General features: G+C 61.1%; 13 protein-coding genes. 7 read left to right on the top strand and 6 right to left on the bottom strand.

Translation table 11 applies throughout. The features are described 5' to 3' along the window. The first annotated feature begins 9 nt into the window (after window positions 1–9). The gene (locus AB4N85_RS13430) at window positions 10–1,236 is read left to right on the top strand and encodes a winged helix-turn-helix domain-containing protein (protein WP_460064688.1); all 1,227 of its coding nucleotides are present in this window, start codon (window positions 10–12) and stop codon (window positions 1,234–1,236) included. An 89-nt stretch (window positions 1,237–1,325) separates the two neighbouring features. On the opposite strand, the gene AB4N85_RS13425 is transcribed toward AB4N85_RS13430, so the two are convergent. Next, a complete protein-coding gene (locus tag AB4N85_RS13425; RefSeq protein ID WP_095182202.1) occupies window positions 1,326–2,672 on the bottom strand; it encodes a class II 3-deoxy-7-phosphoheptulonate synthase in 1,347 nt (448 codons plus the stop codon). A gap of 151 nt (window positions 2,673–2,823) precedes the next feature. Here AB4N85_RS13425 and AB4N85_RS13420 point away from each other — a divergent pair, with 151 nt between their 5' ends. Beyond that, a complete protein-coding gene (locus AB4N85_RS13420) occupies window positions 2,824–3,579 on the top strand; it encodes a spermidine synthase (RefSeq protein WP_056788491.1) in 756 nt (251 codons plus the stop codon). A 109-nt stretch (window positions 3,580–3,688) separates the two neighbouring features. Here AB4N85_RS13420 and AB4N85_RS13415 read toward each other — a convergent pair whose 3' ends face one another. Then, window positions 3,689–4,480 (bottom strand): crotonase/enoyl-CoA hydratase family protein, encoded by a 792-nt coding sequence (locus AB4N85_RS13415; RefSeq protein ID WP_460064684.1) that lies wholly within the window; start codon window positions 4,478–4,480, stop codon window positions 3,689–3,691. A 419-nt stretch (window positions 4,481–4,899) separates the two neighbouring features. Here AB4N85_RS13415 and AB4N85_RS13410 point away from each other — a divergent pair, with 419 nt between their 5' ends. Then, complete coding sequence (locus AB4N85_RS13410; RefSeq protein ID WP_016770859.1) at window positions 4,900–6,573, top strand: DEAD/DEAH box helicase; 1,674 nt, start codon at window positions 4,900–4,902, stop codon at window positions 6,571–6,573. Window positions 6,574–6,732: 159 nt separating this feature from the next. On the opposite strand, the gene AB4N85_RS13405 is transcribed toward AB4N85_RS13410, so the two are convergent. Further along, on the bottom strand, window positions 6,733–7,500 hold the full coding sequence (locus tag AB4N85_RS13405; RefSeq protein WP_252868040.1) for a DODA-type extradiol aromatic ring-opening family dioxygenase: 768 nt from the start codon (window positions 7,498–7,500) through the stop codon (window positions 6,733–6,735). 103 nt (window positions 7,501–7,603) lie between these two features. Here AB4N85_RS13405 and AB4N85_RS13400 point away from each other — a divergent pair, with 103 nt between their 5' ends. Then, complete coding sequence (locus AB4N85_RS13400; protein ID WP_460064680.1) at window positions 7,604–8,260, top strand: thiopurine S-methyltransferase; 657 nt, start codon at window positions 7,604–7,606, stop codon at window positions 8,258–8,260. Window positions 8,261–8,432: 172 nt separating this feature from the next. Here AB4N85_RS13400 and htpX read toward each other — a convergent pair whose 3' ends face one another. Next, complete coding sequence (gene htpX / locus AB4N85_RS13395; protein ID WP_007908619.1) at window positions 8,433–9,320, bottom strand: protease HtpX; 888 nt, start codon at window positions 9,318–9,320, stop codon at window positions 8,433–8,435. Window positions 9,321–9,623: 303 nt separating this feature from the next. Beyond that, window positions 9,624–10,835 (bottom strand): pyridoxal phosphate-dependent aminotransferase, encoded by a 1,212-nt coding sequence (locus AB4N85_RS13390; RefSeq protein ID WP_016770856.1) that lies wholly within the window; start codon window positions 10,833–10,835, stop codon window positions 9,624–9,626. 224 nt (window positions 10,836–11,059) lie between these two features. Here AB4N85_RS13390 and msrB point away from each other — a divergent pair, with 224 nt between their 5' ends. The 3 genes from msrB (at window position 11,060) to AB4N85_RS13375 (ending at window position 12,497) form a co-directional block, all read left to right on the top strand. Then, window positions 11,060–11,455 carry a peptide-methionine (R)-S-oxide reductase MsrB gene (msrB, locus tag AB4N85_RS13385; RefSeq protein WP_252868038.1) on the top strand — a complete coding sequence of 132 codons (396 nt, stop codon included), beginning with the start codon at window positions 11,060–11,062 and terminating at the stop codon, window positions 11,453–11,455. Between the two features lie 104 nt (window positions 11,456–11,559). Further along, the gene (locus tag AB4N85_RS13380; RefSeq protein ID WP_016770854.1) at window positions 11,560–12,045 is read left to right on the top strand and encodes a glutathione peroxidase; all 486 of its coding nucleotides are present in this window, start codon (window positions 11,560–11,562) and stop codon (window positions 12,043–12,045) included. Next, window positions 12,042–12,497, top strand: a complete 456-nt coding sequence (locus AB4N85_RS13375; protein ID WP_056788501.1) for a MarR family winged helix-turn-helix transcriptional regulator — start codon at window positions 12,042–12,044, stop codon at window positions 12,495–12,497. The genes AB4N85_RS13380 and AB4N85_RS13375 overlap by 4 nt, the downstream gene beginning before the upstream one ends. Here the strand turns inward: AB4N85_RS13375 and AB4N85_RS13370 are convergent. After that, window positions 12,484–14,805: a hybrid sensor histidine kinase/response regulator gene (locus AB4N85_RS13370; protein WP_252868037.1), complete on the bottom strand. Its 2,322-nt coding sequence runs from the start codon at window positions 14,803–14,805 to the stop codon at window positions 12,484–12,486. The two genes, AB4N85_RS13375 and AB4N85_RS13370, sit on opposite strands and share 14 nt — an antisense overlap. Window positions 14,806–14,882: the final 77 nt, after the last annotated feature.

Raw genomic sequence — 14,882 nt, 5'->3', positions numbered from 1 at the left:
GAGGAATAAATGCCCGCGACAGTGTCCTTTTCCCTCAAACAGGCGCGACGTCTGGCGCTGGCTGCCCAAGGGTTCAACGGGCGCCAGCCGCCGAACGTCAATGCCAGTCATCTCAACCGACTGATCGAACGGCTGGGTCTACTGCAAATCGATTCCGTCAATGCCGTGGTGCGCTCGCACTACCTGCCGCTGTTTTCCCGTCTCGGTTGCTATTCATCTGACTTGCTCGACCAGGCTGCCTGGAGTTCGGGCCGTCGGCGCACGCTGTTCGAATACTGGGGCCATGAAGCGTCGCTGTTGCCGATGTCGATGTACCCGTTGCTGGGCTGGCGCATGCAACGGGCCAAGCGTGGCGAAGACATCTACCAGCAATTGGCGAGGTTTGGTCGCGAACAACAGGAAACCATTCGCCGCGTGCTGACTGCGGTTGAGGAGCGGGGCGCGCTTGGCGCCGGCAGTCTGTCGACCCGCGAAGACAAGGCCGGGCCATGGTGGGGCTGGAGTGCCGAGAAACATGCGCTGGAATGGTTGTTCGCCGCCGGTGAGGTCACAGTGGCGGGGCGACGCGGTTTCGAGCGCTTGTACGATTTGCCCGAGCGAGTGATTCCGGCAGCGATTCTGCAGCAGCCCCAACCGGATGAGGCCGAGGCGCAACGCGGTTTGCTCTCGCATGCGGCGCAAGCATTGGGCGTTGGTACGGAAAGAGACCTGCGTGATTACTTTCGCCTGAGCCCTGCGGATGCGCGGCCGCGTCTGGCTGAACTGGTTGAGGCGGGGCAATTGCAGATGTGCGAAGTCGCCGACTGGCGGCAGATCGCCTATTGCCTGCCGGAGCCCAAAGTGCCGCGCAAGGTCATTGCCAGTGCGCTGCTGTCGCCGTTCGACTCGCTGATCTGGGAGCGCAGCCGCACCGAGCGTTTGTTCGATTTCCGCTATCGTCTGGAGATTTACACACCGCAGCCCAAGCGGGTTTACGGCTATTACGTGCTGCCGTTTTTGCACAACGAGCGGATCGCCGCGCGGGTTGATCTGCGTGCCGAACGGGCGGCAGGGCAGTTGGCGGTGCATGCGGTGCATGAGGAAGAATCGGGACTGGACGAGGAGGGGATGCTGGCGCTGGCGCTGAATTTGCGGCGGATGGCCGGTTGGTTGGGTTTGGCGCGGGTGCAGTTGAATTGTCAGCGCGAGAGTGCGGGGCGGTTGCGGGTGGCATTGGCGCGGATTGAGGTTGCCTGAGCCGGCCCTTTCGCGAGCAGGCTCGCTCCCACAGGGAAACGCATTGCAAATGTGGGAGCGAGCCTGCTCGCGAATTGGGGCTACTCGGTCTAGCGGCGGACTTGCTTCAGGGTCTCGGCAATCAAAAACGCCAATTCCAGCGACTGGTCAGCATTCATCCGTGGATCGCAGTGGGTGTGATAACGGTCGGACAAGCCATCCTCGGTAATCGGCCGCGCGCCGCCGATGCACTCGGTGACATTCTGTCCGGTCATCTCGATGTGAATGCCGCCGGCATAACTGCCTTCCGCTTCGTGCACCTGGAAAAACTGCTTCACCTCGCCAAGGATCTGCGCGAAGTCACGGGTCTTGTAGCCGCTGCTGGCCTTGATGGTGTTGCCGTGCATCGGGTCGGAGCTCCACAGCACTTGCTTGCCTTCGCGCTGGACCGCGCGGATCAGTGCCGGTAGATGATCGCCGACCTTGTTCGCACCCATCCGCGCGATCAGGTTCAAACGCCCCGGATCGTTGTCCGGGTTGAGCACGTCGATCAGGCGGATAAGATCATCGGGGTCCATGCTCGGGCCGACCTTGACGCCGATCGGGTTGTTCACCCCGCGCAGGAATTCAACGTGCGCGCCGTCGAGCTGACGCGTGCGGTCGCCGATCCACAGCATGTGCGCCGAGCAATCGTAGTAATCGTTGGTCAGGCTGTCGCGGCGCACGAAGGCTTCTTCGTAGTTCAGCAGCAAGGCTTCGTGGGCGGTGAAGAAACTGGTTTCGCGCAGTTGCGGCGAGCTGTCCATGCCGCAGGCGCGCATGAATGCCAAAGTTTCATCGATGCGGTCGGCGAGATGGCTGTACTTCTCGGCCAGCGCCGAGTTGGCGATGAAATCCAGGTTCCACTTGTGCACTTGGTGCAGGTCGGCAAAACCGCCCTGAGCGAAAGCGCGTAACAGGTTCAAGGTCGCTGTGGACTGATGATAGGACTGCAGCAAACGCTCTGGATCCGGCACGCGGCTCTTTTCGTCGAAGCCGATGCCGTTGACGATGTCGCCGCGATAGGCCGGCAGGGTCACGCCGCCGATGGTTTCGTCGTTGGCCGAACGCGGCTTGGCGAACTGACCCGCCATGCGCCCGACCTTGACCACTGGGCAACCGGCAGCGAAGGTCATGACGATCGCCATCTGCAGCAACACTTTAAAGGTGTCGCGAATCTTCGCTGCGGAGAATTCAGCGAAGCTTTCCGCGCAATCGCCGCCCTGCAACAGAAACGCGCGACCCTGGGTAACTTCGGCGAACTGCCGGCGCAGCTCGCGCGCTTCGCCGGCGAACACCAGCGGCGGATAGCTGGCCAGGGTTTGCTCGACCTGGCGCAGGTGCGCGGCGTCGGGGTATTGCGGTTGTTGCTGGATCGGCAGGGCGCGCCAGCTGTCAGGGCTCCACGGTTGGCTCATCACGGTCTCGAAGTTCGTACGCAGGGAAACGCCATGTTAGCAGCAATTAGTGCGTGACCTGCTCCCGCCCCATCGCCGACAATCGCCGCTTTGCCACGGCGCCACAGCGGTGCCATCGCGTCACCGCGCCCGGTGACCATCAGGAGACGAAATGACTGAGGAGCGCGTCGAGCATCTGCTCGCCGAAGTACAGGATGAGTTCGGCGTGATTCGCGTGCTGGAAGTGGCCGATTACCGCTTTCTCGAGTTCGGCGATGCGATCGAGCAGAGCTGCGTGTTCACTGCCGACCCGAGCTGGCTGGAGTACGACTACACCCGCGCGATGCTGATCGGCGCGCTGTGCCACGAGCAGCCGGAGAGCGCGCTGTTTCTCGGTTTGGGTGCGGGCACACTGACCCAGGCTTGCCTGAAGTTTCTGCCGCTCGAAGACGTCGAGGCCATCGAACTGCGCCCGGACGTGCCGCGCCTGGCCATCGAATATCTTGGCCTGGATGATGATCCGCGTTTGTACATCCGCGTCGGCGATGCGCTGGAATTGCTGCCGACTGCCGAGCCGGCGGATCTGATTTTCGTCGACCTCTATACCGATGTCGGTCCCGGTGTCGGGCATCTGGCCTGGAGTTTTCTCGGCGATTGTCAGAAGCGCCTGAATCCGGGCGGCTGGCTGGTGATCAACCAGTGGGCCACCGACGATGGCAAACCACTGGGCGCGGCATTGTTGCGCGGCCTCTATCACCGGCATTACTGGGAGTTGCCGGTGAAGGAGGGCAACGTGATTCTGATTATCCCGGCGGATCTCGATCAGGCGCTGGACATGCAGGCGCTGACCCAGCGGGCCGAAGCGCTGGCGCCGCAGTTGGGGTACTCGTTGCAGTCGTTGATCAACGCGATTCGCCCGGCGACCTGAGCCGGCAGTACCGCCCCCTTCGCGAGCAGGCTCGCTCCCACATTTGAAATGCGTTCGACCTGTGGGAGCGAGCCTGCTCGCGAAAAGGCCCTGACAGGCAGCAGATTCTTCACACCCCTTTGAAAATCCCTGGCCGCCGCTCCACCAGCGATCTCACCCCCTCCCGGGCATCTTCAGTGGCGAGCAACTTCTTCACCAGTGCCGGTAACGCCTGCGCCGCCGCTGTCTCACCCTCATAACACGCCTGTCGCGCTGACATCAAGGTCGCCTGCACACCCAGCGGTGCTTGCCGGGCAATCCGTTCGGCCAGCTCGATCGCACGGGGCAGCAAGTCTTCACTGGCCATCACTTCCTGGACCAAGCCCAGATGCAACGCATCGTGTGCATCAAACTCGTCGCCGGTGAGCAACCAGCGCATCGCATTGCCCCAGCCGGCAATCTGCTGGAAACGCAAAGTCGCCCCGCCAAACGGAAAGATCCCACGCTGCACTTCCATCTGCGCGAAGCGGGTATTGCTCGCGCACAGATTGATGTCCGCCGCCAGCATCAGCTCGATGCCGATAGTCAGGCAGTAACCCTGCGCGGCGACGATTACCGGCTTGCTCACCCGTGGCCCGACGAAAACGCCCCAGGGATCGCACCCGCCTGTCGGAACCTGCCAGCCTTCGGCCAGCGCTGCGCTGGCATTGACCAGATCAAGCCCGGCGGTGAAGTGCTCGCCGTGGCCGAACACCACGGCGACCCGCGCTTCGCGGTCGGCTTCGAACTCGCCGTAGGCCAGGCTCAGGTCGTTGAGCAGGTCGATATCGAAAGCGTTGCGCTTGGCCGCCCGATCGAGGCCGATCAAGTGCACATGACCACGACGTTCTCGGCTGACGCGGCCGGCGCAGGGCTGATTCATGGCTAAATCCTCAAGCGGGAAGGGCGGGTGCGCGGCGCTTTGCCGCAGGTCGGTGAACCGTTTAAGCGTCATCGCCCGCAGGGCCGGGCCTTTGCAAAATAGACCGTTGCGCGATTATCCGCAAAACCCCGTTACACGGCGGTGACACACGGATAAGAGCCACAAAAAAAGCTCCCTTTTCGGGCGAAATCCGGTATAGTGCGCGCCGGCCTTTAACCGGGCCGCGTTTAGGTAGCGCATTTCCCGAAGTCAGCTTCGGCTGCACGTCCGCATTGCGGGCTCTTCCTTGACGATTCATCTTCATTCATTCGTTTTCGCAAATCCCCGCCGACAAAGCTGCCAGGGCGACTCTTGAGTCTCAACACGGCATGCGCAGCTTTGGAGCATGGGTCTTTGCGGATGCACTTAGAGGCAGACCCATGACCCAGGAAACCGGCGGATTCGCCGCTTTTAATCTCAACCCGAATATTCTTGCAGCCGTCGCAGCGACTGGCTACGAAGAGCCTTCGGCGATTCAGCAGCAATCGATCCCGATCATCATGGCCGGCCAGGACATGATTGGCCAGGCGCAAACCGGTACCGGTAAAACCGCCGCGTTCGCACTGCCTATTCTGCACCGCATCGATCCTGCCAAGCGCGAACCGCAAGCCCTGATCCTGGCGCCAACCCGAGAGTTGGCGCTGCAAGTAGCAACCGCTTTTGAAACCTACGCCAAACAAATGCCAGGCGTCACCGTCGTGGCTGTCTACGGCGGCGCGCCGATGGGCCCGCAACTCAAGGCAATCCGTAATGGCGCACAGATTGTTGTCGCTACCCCGGGTCGTCTGTGCGATCACCTGCGTCGCGACGAGAAAGTCCTGTCGACTGTGAACCATCTGGTTCTCGACGAAGCTGACGAAATGTTGAAGCTGGGCTTCATGGATGACCTGGAAGTCATCTTCAAGGCTCTGCCATCGACCCGCCAGACCGTGCTGTTCTCGGCGACCCTGCCGCAGTCGATCCGCGCCATTGCCGAACGCCACCTGCGCGATCCGCAACACGTCAAGATCCAGACCAAGACCCAGACCGTTACCGCGATCGAACAGGCTCACCTGTTGGTTCACGCTGACCAGAAAACCTCGGCCGTGCTCAGTCTGCTGGAAGTCGAAGACTTCGACGCCCTGATCATGTTCGTGCGCACCAAGCAAGCCACTCTGGACCTGGCCAGCGCCCTCGACGCCAAAGGCTACAAAGCCGCCGCGTTGAACGGTGACATCGCCCAGAACCAGCGTGAGCGCGTCATCGACTCGCTGAAAGATGGCCGTCTGGACATCGTTGTCGCCACCGACGTTGCTGCCCGTGGTCTGGACGTTCCGCGCATCACTCACGTGTTCAACGTTGACATGCCGTACGACCCGGAATCCTACGTGCACCGTATCGGCCGTACCGGCCGTGCCGGTCGCGAAGGTCGTGCACTGCTGCTGGTGACTCCACGTGAGCGCCGCATGCTGCAAGTGATCGAGCGCGTAACCGGTCAGAAAGTTGCCGAAGTGCGTCTGCCGGACGCTCAAGCCGTTCTCGATGCTCGCATCAAGAAACTGACCAACAGCCTGTCGCCGCTGGTTGCTGATGCCGAATCGACTCACGGTGAGCTGCTCGACCGCCTGACCGCCGACATCGGTTGCACCCCGCGTGCTCTGGCTGCTGCGCTGCTGCGCAAGGCTACCAACGGTCAAGCGCTGAACCTGGCCGCGATCGAGAAGGAACGTCCACTGGTGCCGAACAACGCACCGCGTGGCGACCGTCCTGAGCGTTCCGGTGATCGTCCTGATCGTGGTGACCGCGAGCGTCGCGCGCCAATGCCTTTGGGCGAAGGCCGTGCTCGTTGCCGTACCGCGCTGGGTGCGCGTGACGGTATCGCTGCGAAAAACCTGCTGGGCGCCATCCTCAACGAAGGCGGTCTGGCCCGTGAAGCGATCGGTCGCATCCAGGTGCGTGACAGCTTCAGCCTCGTCGAGCTGCCGGAAGAAGGTCTGGAAAAACTCCTGACCAAACTGAAGGACACTCGCGTGGCCGGTAAGCAGCTCAAGCTGCGTCGCTACCGCGAAGATTGATCCGCCCTCGGGCTGATTGATCGAACATAAAAAATCCCCGACTGGTTCGGGGATTTTTTTTGCTTGCTCTCAAGATCAAAAGATCGCAGCCTTCGGCAGCTCCTACATTTTGGAATGTGTTCCACTGTAGGAGCTGCCGAAGGCTGCGATCTTTTGCTGTTAACCGAAACGATAGATATCCATGCCCAGCGCGCCCATCGTAAAGCCCTGATGCGCCACGCTGAAAACCCCGCCGGCACCGCGAGCGAAGAACAACGGCAACAAATGCTCATCACTCGGGTGACTGCGCACGGCATTCGGCGCCTGCTGGCGATAATCATGCAGCGCCGTTTCATCGTCGGCCGCCAGCTTGTCGATCATCCAGTCACGGAAATCCCGCGCCCACGGTTCAATGCTTTCCGGGCCGGCATGCCAGTCCAGCTCGCGCAAGTTGTGGGTGATGCTGCCGGAGCCGATCAACAGAATGCCGTGTTCGCGCAGGCTCGCCAGTGCACGGCCAACTCGCGTCTGCAATGCCGGTCCGCCGCGACTCGGCAACGAGACTTGCACCACCGGAATATCGGCCTGCGGATACATCAAAGACAGCGGCACCCAAACACCATGATCGAACGGTCGTTGCGGATCGAGCTGCGCCGGCAGGTCACTGGCGTTCAGCAGTTGAGCCACCTCGGCGGCCAGCTGCGGATTGCCCGGTGCCGGGTACTGCACTTCAAACAGCGCACGGGGGAAACCGCCGAAGTCGTGCCAGGTCTGCGGGTGCGGATGGCTGCTGACCAGCAGCTCGTGGCTTTCCCAGTGCGCCGAGACGATGACAATGGCGTTGGGGCGCGGCAGTTCAGCGGCCAGTCGCGCCAGTGCCGGGCCGCTGGCACCGGGCTCCAGCGCCAGCATCGGTGAACCGTGGGAGATAAACAGGCTGGGCAACATGGACGGGCTCCTGAGCGCTAAGATGAACCATCTTCAGTCAGATCATCGATCTGAATCCAATATAAGTTTCTGCGGTTTTTCATCGGTTTTTCGGGAGTGATCCATGCAGCCTGAGTTTTGGTACAAGAAATGGGATTCGAACCAGATCGGCTTTCATCAGGCCGAGGCCAACCCGTATTTGCAGCGCTACTGGCCGGAGCTGGCGATTGCACCGTCGGCCCGTGTGCTGGTGCCGCTGTGCGGCAAGAGTCTGGATCTGCTCTGGCTTGCCGGGCAGGGACACCAGGTGTTTGGGGTTGAGCTAGCGGAAAAGGCTGTCGAGGAGTTTTTCAGCGAACATCAGTTGCAGCCGCAGATCAGCGAGCAGGGCGCATTCAAGGTTTATCGCAGTGTTGCGTTCGAATTGTGGTGCGGTGATTTTTTTGCGCTGACGGCCGAGGACGTCGCAGATTGTACTGCGCTATATGACCGCGCCGCGCTGATTGCCTTGCCGGACGCAATGCGCCAGCGCTACGCGGCGCATTTGCAGCACTTGCTGGCGCCGGAGATGAAAGGGCTGGTGATTACCCTGGATTACGATCAGACGCAGATCCCGGGACCGCCGTTTGCGGTGAATGATGATGAGGTGCAGCGGTTGCTCGGCCAGGGTTGGCAGCTGGAGAAACTGGAAGAGCGAGATATTCTGGCTGAGAGCCCGAAGTTTCTGCAGGGCGGGGTTGAGTGGTTGGTGGAGCGGGTTTATCGGGTTTCTTCCAGATAGTTTTTTATTAGCAGCTCCGGCGTCTTCGCGAGCAGGCTCGCTCCCACAGGGGAATGCGTTTCAAAGGTGGGAGCGAGCCTGCTCGCGAAAGGGGCAGTGCCGCCCGCGCAGGATCTGGGGATACAAAAAAAGGCCCGCATCACTGCGGGCCTTCTTTCTTATTGCGATCAAATCAACCGCGACGACGCAGTGCGTCAATCCGCTCTTCCAGCGGCGGGTGGCTCATGAACATGCGGGCAAAGCCCTGTTTAATGCCACCGTTGATGCCGAAGGCGTTCAGGGTGTCGGGCATATGCACCGGCAGGCCCTGCTCGGCGCGCAGACGTTGCAGAGCGCCAATCATCGCGCTGGTACCGGCCAGGCGGGCGCCGGCTTCGTCGGCACGGAATTCGCGCTTGCGCGAGAACCACATGACGATTGCACTGGCGAGGATGCCCAATACCAGTTCGGCGAAGATGGTCGCCACGTAGTAGGCGATGCCCTGGCCTTCTTCGTTCTTGAAGATGACCTTGTCGACGAAGTTGCCGATGATCCGCGCGAAGAACATCACGAAGGTGTTCACCACGCCCTGGATCAGAGCCAGCGTGACCATGTCGCCGTTGGCGACGTGACCGATTTCGTGGGCCAGTACGGCTTTCACTTCATCGGGCGAGAATCGCTCGAGCAGGCCCTGGCTGACCGCGACCAGCGCGTCGTTCTTGTTCCAGCCGGTAGCGAAAGCATTCGCTTCGTAGGCCGGGAAAATCCCGACTTCAGGCATCTTGATCCCGGCTTCGCGGGACAATTGCTCGACCGTTTGCAGCAGCCATTGCTCATGACGAGTGCGTGGCTGGCTGATGATTTGCGTACCGGTGCTCATCTTCGCCATCCACTTGGAGATGAACAGCGAGAACAGCGAGCCGGCGAAACCAAAGACCGCACAGAAGACCAGCAGCTGACTGAGGTCGAGGTCGACCCCGTTGGCCGCCATGAACCCGTTGAAGCCGAACAGGCTCAGGGTGATGCTGGCTATCAGCACGACCGCCAGGTTAGTGGCCAAAAACAGCAGGATGCGCATCATGGTTGTAGAACTCTCCTCAAGCTAAAGATGTAGCGTACTGCGGGGTATATAAGGTGCGGCACCGGGCTATTCAACCGAGTGACTATTTCAAACTGTGTCCTACAGCGGTTTCTTGAGGAAAAAGAAAATTCCCACCCTCGATTCCGACACGGATGACACAGCCTTTCGCCCCGCCGCCATTAGGTCAGACACGTCTGTACGGCTCGCATCGCAAGTGTAGAAGGGCTGCAAAGGCGCGGAACAAAGATGTGTTGCTGAATCAGACAGTGCGCAACAGCCAATCCGTTGCGCACTCCAGGCCGGTTACTGGCGGTAGGACTTGAGGAAGTTGCCGATGCGGCCGATGGCCATTTCCAGATCATCGACGCGGGGCAGGGTGACCACACGGAAGTGATCCGGCCACGGCCAGTTGAATGCCGTGCCCTGGACCACCAGCAGTTTTTCGGAAAGCAGCAGATCAAGCACGAACTTCTCGTCGTTGTGGATCGGGCAGACCTTCGGGTCGATTTTCGGGAACGCGTACAACGCGCCCATCGGCTTCACGCAGCTGACGCCGGGAATATCGTTGAGCAACTCCCAAGTGCGATTGCGCTGCTCCAGCAGGCGACCCTGCGGCAGCACCAGATCGTTGATGCTCTGGTAGCCGCCCAGCGCGGTCTGGATTGCGTGCTGGCTCGGCACGTTGGCGCACAGGCGCATGTTGGCCAGCATGTCGATGCCTTCGATGTAGCTCTGCGCGTTGTGTTTCGGCCCGGAGATGGCGATCCAGCCGGAGCGGAAACCGGCCACGCGGTAGGATTTCGACAGGCCGTTGAACGTCAGGCAGAGCAGATCCGGCGCCAGCGAAGCGGTGCAGATGTGCACGGCGTCGTCATAAAGAATCTTGTCGTAGATCTCGTCCGAGAACACCACCAGGTTGTGCGCGCGGGCGATTTCCAGCATGCCCAGCAACACTTCCTTCGAATACACCGCACCGGTCGGGTTGTTCGGGTTGATGATCACCATGGCCTTGGTGTTCGGGGTGATCTTGGCCTTGATGTCGGCCAGATCCGGAAACCAGTCGGCGCCTTCGTCGCACAGATAATGCACGGCGTTACCGCCAGCGAGGCTGACGGCAGCGGTCCACAGCGGATAGTCCGGGGCTGGTACCAGCACTTCGTCGCCATTATTGAGCAGCGCCTGCAGCGACATCACGATCAGCTCGGAAACGCCGTTGCCCAAGTAGATGTCTTCGATGCCGACACCTTCAACCTGCTTCTGCTGGTAGTACTGCATCACCGCCTTGCGCGCGCTGAACAGGCCTTTGGAGTCGCTGTAACCTTGCGCGGTCGGCAGGTTGCGGATCACGTCCTGGAGGATTTCGTCCGGCGCTTCGAAACCAAACGGCGCCGGGTTGCCGATGTTCAGCTTGAGGATGCGCTGGCCTTCCTCTTCCAGTCGTTTGGCGTGCTTGAGCACCGGGCCGCGAATGTCGTAGCAGACGTTGGCGAGCTTGTTCGATTTGCTGAACTGCATGGCGATGTGATCCCGAAAATGAACGATCCAGGCGGCAAATGGACAACCGTACTGGGATTGCTGCGTCTTCGCACAGGCGGAGGTCTGGCGCTTTAGCGCTCAGAATCCGTTTGAATGCGCCCGGTCTGGCTGCCAGACTGGCGCGTGACGAGGCGCAATCATACGTGCCGCCCGATCCGTGGAAAAGGTACAGATCGGGCTTTTTCAGCCGCTGAGGTGTGATGATGGAAAAGTTGCAGAAAACCCTGGAAGAATGGCGTGCCATGCTCGACCCCGAGCAGTACAACGTCTGCCGTATGAGTGCCACCGAGCGCCCGTTCTCGGGCAAATACAACAACACCAAAACCGACGGTGTCTACCACTGTGTCTGCTGCAACGAGCCGCTGTTCGACTCCAAGACCAAATTCGACTCCGGCTGCGGCTGGCCGAGCTTTTACGCGCCGATCGGCGATAGCGCGATGACTGAGATCCGCGACACCAGCCACGGCATGATCCGCACCGAAGTGAAATGCGCGCGCTGTGATGCGCACTTGGGCCACGTGTTCCCGGATGGCCCACCACCGACCGGCCTGCGTTATTGCATCAACTCGGTGTGCCTGAATCTCGAGCCCCGGGAATAACCGAAACAGGCGACATCGCGTCGCCTTTTTATCGGTCAATTAGATTGCACACAATTCAATTGCTCGTTATGTTTGCGCCTTCCTGACCATTGCGGAGCCGACCCATGAGCGACAACCTGCTGAATATCCCGTGCACCACCATCAAGGGTGAGCAAAAGACCTTGGCCGATTTCGCCGGCAAAGCCGTGCTGGTGGTCAATACCGCGAGCAAGTGTGGCTTCACTCCGCAATACAAGGGCCTCGAAGAACTCTGGCAAACCTACAAGGATCAAGGGCTGGTGGTACTGGGTTTCCCGTGCAACCAGTTCGGCAAACAGGAGCCGGGCAATGAGGGCGCCATCAGCGAGTTCTGCGAACTGAATTTCGGCGTCAGCTTCCCGCTGTTCAAGAAGATCGACGTCAACGGCGCCGATGCTCATCCGCTGTTCGTGCAGTTGAAGAAGCGCGCCCCGGGCCTGCTCGGCTCGCAGGGCATCAAGTGGAATTTCACCAAGTTCCTGATCGGCAAGGATGGCCAGTTGGTCAAGCGTTTCGCCCCGACGACCAAGCCGCAGGACCTGAGCGGCGAGATCGAAGCTCTACTGAAATGAGCCTGGCGGTTGATTCGCTGAAGCTCGACAGCCAGTTGTGCTTCAAGCTGTACGCGGCCTCGCGGGCGGTGATTCGCGCCTACAAGCCGATGCTCGATCAGTTGGGCCTGACCTACCCGCAGTACCTGGCGATGCTGGTGCTGTGGGAATGGCAGGATGCTGCGCCGGAGCAACCGACGGTCAAGGCCTTGGGCGAACGTCTGGCGCTGGACTCGGGGACGTTGACTCCTCTGCTCAAGCGTCTGGAGCAGAGCGATCTGGTCCAGCGTCGGCGCTCGGCGCGGGATGAACGCGAGATGCACCTGAGCCTGACGCCTGCCGGAACAGCACTGCGCGAGCAGGTCGGGCCACTCAAGGCGCGCCTGCTCTGCGACAGTGGCGTAGATCTCGACCGGCTCAATGATTTGCGCGCCGGCCTCGATCATTTGCTCGGGCAGATCAAAGGGCTTTAGTAGTCGGCATCCACTGATCAAGCAACGCGGCGAGTTCTTCGCGGCGAAACGGTTTGGCCAGATAGTCGCTCATGCCCGCCGCGCGGCAGCGTTCGCGTTCCTCGGACATGGCATTGGCGGTCAGCGCGACAATCGGCAGACTCGGCCAGCGCCCGCTCTGGCGAATCTGCCGACTGGCTTCATAGCCATCCATCACCGGCATGTTGCAGTCCATCAGCACCAGATCGAAATCGGCAAACTCCAGTTGATCAAGCGCCTCGGCACCATGCCCCGCCACCACTACATCGCAGCCAAGCTTGCCGAGCATGCCTTTGGCGACCAGTTGATTGACCGGGTTGTCCTCGACCAGCAGCACCTTGCCCCGGCGCGCGGACGGCAAGGCATCCGCTTGTGCTTCGCTGAGGGTGGCGGCGTCCGGTTGCAGAATCCGTCGCAGATGCTGGTACAGCGCGTTGCGCGCCAGCGGCCGGGCTTGCTGCTGCAAGGGGGCGAGGGCGGCGGCTTCTTCGCTGGGCAGAAAACTGCCGTAAGCAGTCACCAGCAGAATCGGCGCGGTGATGCTAGGGCGCAGACCGAACAGGCATTCCGGGCAATCGGTGATCAGCACATCCGGACTCAGGCCCAGCAGCGAATCATCAATAGTGCGCTGCGTGTATTCCAGGCACCACACCGGCAACAGGCTTTTCAGCAATTCCGCCAGGCCACTGCTGGCAGCGGTGATGGCGAGAACCTTGCCGCGTAACGGTATCGGCGGCAGCGCGCGGGTGTGAGAGGGCAGTGGCAGTTCGGCGCAGAACTGGCTGCCGAAGCCGCTTTCGGAGCTGATGGTCAGCCGACCCTGCATCGCCTCGCACAGGTTGTACGTCAGCGCGAGCCCCAGCCCGGTGCCGCCGTACTGACGGGTGATACCGGCGCCGGCCTGGGTGAACGGCTGGAAGATTTTCACCTGCGCTTCCTGGGCGATGCCTATGCCGGTGTCGCAGACTTCGATGCGCACGCCACCCTTGTACGCCGACAGACGCACATCGACCCGACCGAAGCGGGTGAATTTCAGCGCGTTGGACAGCAGGTTGCTGACGATCTGCCGCACCCGGGTCGGGTCGCCCAGCACCAGCGCCGGGAAGTGCGGCTCGATCAGACAGGTCAGCTCGACGCTTGGCGCGGCGTTCTGCGAGAGCAGGTTGGCGGTGTCTTCGATCAGCGAACCGAGGTCGAAGGGGATGTTTTCCAGCTCCAGTTGCCCGGCGTCGAATTTCGACAGGTCGAGAATATCGTTGAGCAGTTCCACCAGCACCTTGCCCGAGTCGTGGGCGATTGACAGTTGTTGCTGCTGCTCGGCGTTGAGCGGGCCATCCAGCGACAGCGCGATCATCCCCAGCAAACCGTTGAGTGGCGTGCGGATCTCATGGCTCATATTGGCCAGAAACGCCGAACGCGCTTCGGCCATGTCCAGCGCAGTGCGGCGGGCCACTTCCAGCTCTTCGTTGGATTGACTGAGGCGGGCGTTGATTGCCTTGAGTTCGGCGGTGCGCGCAGAGACGATGTCTTCCAGTTGCGCGAGGTATTCGGTCAGGCGGTTTTCCGCGGTGCGCCGTTGCTGGATTTCGGTGGCGATGTTCTCGAACTGCTGATTGGCGACCTTGACCAGCACGCCGATTTCATCGTTGCCGTGGCCGGCCGGGCACTCGAGCGTGGTCGGCTCGGCGCTGCGCGGGTCGCGACCGCTGAGCTCACGGATGACCCGCACCAACGGCTTGGTCAGCATCACGTAGAACAGCGCCAGGAGGATCCCGGTCAGCAGCAGGCTGCGGGCAAAACCGTTGAGCAGGGTGACTTCCGCGCGGCGCAGGAAGCGGCTGCCGAAGGCATAAGTGTCGACTTCAAGCTTGAGGACGCCGAGGGATTCGTTGGGCAAGTGGTCGAGGTACAGACGATCTTCGAAATGACGCTTGGCGCCGAACAGGAAGTCGCTGATCAGCCGATAGCTGCTCTGCAGTTCCGGGCGTTTGACGCTGGCCAGCACGGTCTCGTTGTTGTCGATCAGTTGCGCGGCGATGATCGCCGGCGAGCGCAGCAGGCCGAGGGTGAGCTCCTGCGCGAGCTCGGCGTCGATGTTATAGGCGATGCGCGAGGCCGGATTGTGGCTGATTTCCAGCAGCGCGAGGATTTCACGGTTGATGGAAGCGTCTTCGCTGGCATAATCGATGCCGATCTGCAGCAGACTGAGCAGGGTGCCCAGAATGAACCCGACCAGCACGGTAAGCCTGGCTTGCTTGTAAGACAGCCGGTGGGTGAATTTGATATCCATGGGTTGTTGAACCACTTCCGTTTCCCTTCGCTGCTCAAGCATAGTCGATCATGCAGGGATACCGAGGTTCCCGAATC

This window comes from Pseudomonas sp. H1_G08 (genome assembly GCF_054681355.1).
This window is presented reverse-complemented; position numbering and strand designations above follow the sequence as displayed.

Bases quoted from the DNA above. Each gene is read 5' to 3' on its own strand.
- AB4N85_RS13390 (WP_016770856.1), bottom strand. From the start codon at position 10,835: ATGCAGTTCAGCAAATCGAACAAGCTCGCCAACGTCTGCTACGACATT.
- AB4N85_RS13425 (WP_095182202.1), bottom strand. From the start codon at position 2,672: ATGAGCCAACCGTGGAGCCCTGACAGCTGGCGCGCCCTGCCGATCCAG.
- htpX (WP_007908619.1), bottom strand. From the start codon at position 9,320: ATGATGCGCATCCTGCTGTTTTTGGCCACTAACCTGGCGGTCGTGCTG.
- AB4N85_RS13420 (WP_056788491.1), top strand. From the start codon at position 2,824: ATGACTGAGGAGCGCGTCGAGCATCTGCTCGCCGAAGTACAGGATGAG.
- AB4N85_RS13430 (WP_460064688.1), top strand. From the start codon at position 10: ATGCCCGCGACAGTGTCCTTTTCCCTCAAACAGGCGCGACGTCTGGCG.
- AB4N85_RS13400 (WP_460064680.1), top strand. From the start codon at position 7,604: ATGCAGCCTGAGTTTTGGTACAAGAAATGGGATTCGAACCAGATCGGC.
- AB4N85_RS13405 (WP_252868040.1), bottom strand. From the start codon at position 7,500: ATGTTGCCCAGCCTGTTTATCTCCCACGGTTCACCGATGCTGGCGCTG.
- AB4N85_RS13370 (WP_252868037.1), bottom strand. From the start codon at position 14,805: ATGGATATCAAATTCACCCACCGGCTGTCTTACAAGCAAGCCAGGCTT.
- AB4N85_RS13415 (WP_460064684.1), bottom strand. From the start codon at position 4,480: ATGAATCAGCCCTGCGCCGGCCGCGTCAGCCGAGAACGTCGTGGTCAT.
- AB4N85_RS13375 (WP_056788501.1), top strand. From the start codon at position 12,042: ATGAGCCTGGCGGTTGATTCGCTGAAGCTCGACAGCCAGTTGTGCTTC.
- AB4N85_RS13410 (WP_016770859.1), top strand. From the start codon at position 4,900: ATGACCCAGGAAACCGGCGGATTCGCCGCTTTTAATCTCAACCCGAAT.
- msrB (WP_252868038.1), top strand. From the start codon at position 11,060: ATGGAAAAGTTGCAGAAAACCCTGGAAGAATGGCGTGCCATGCTCGAC.
- AB4N85_RS13380 (WP_016770854.1), top strand. From the start codon at position 11,560: ATGAGCGACAACCTGCTGAATATCCCGTGCACCACCATCAAGGGTGAG.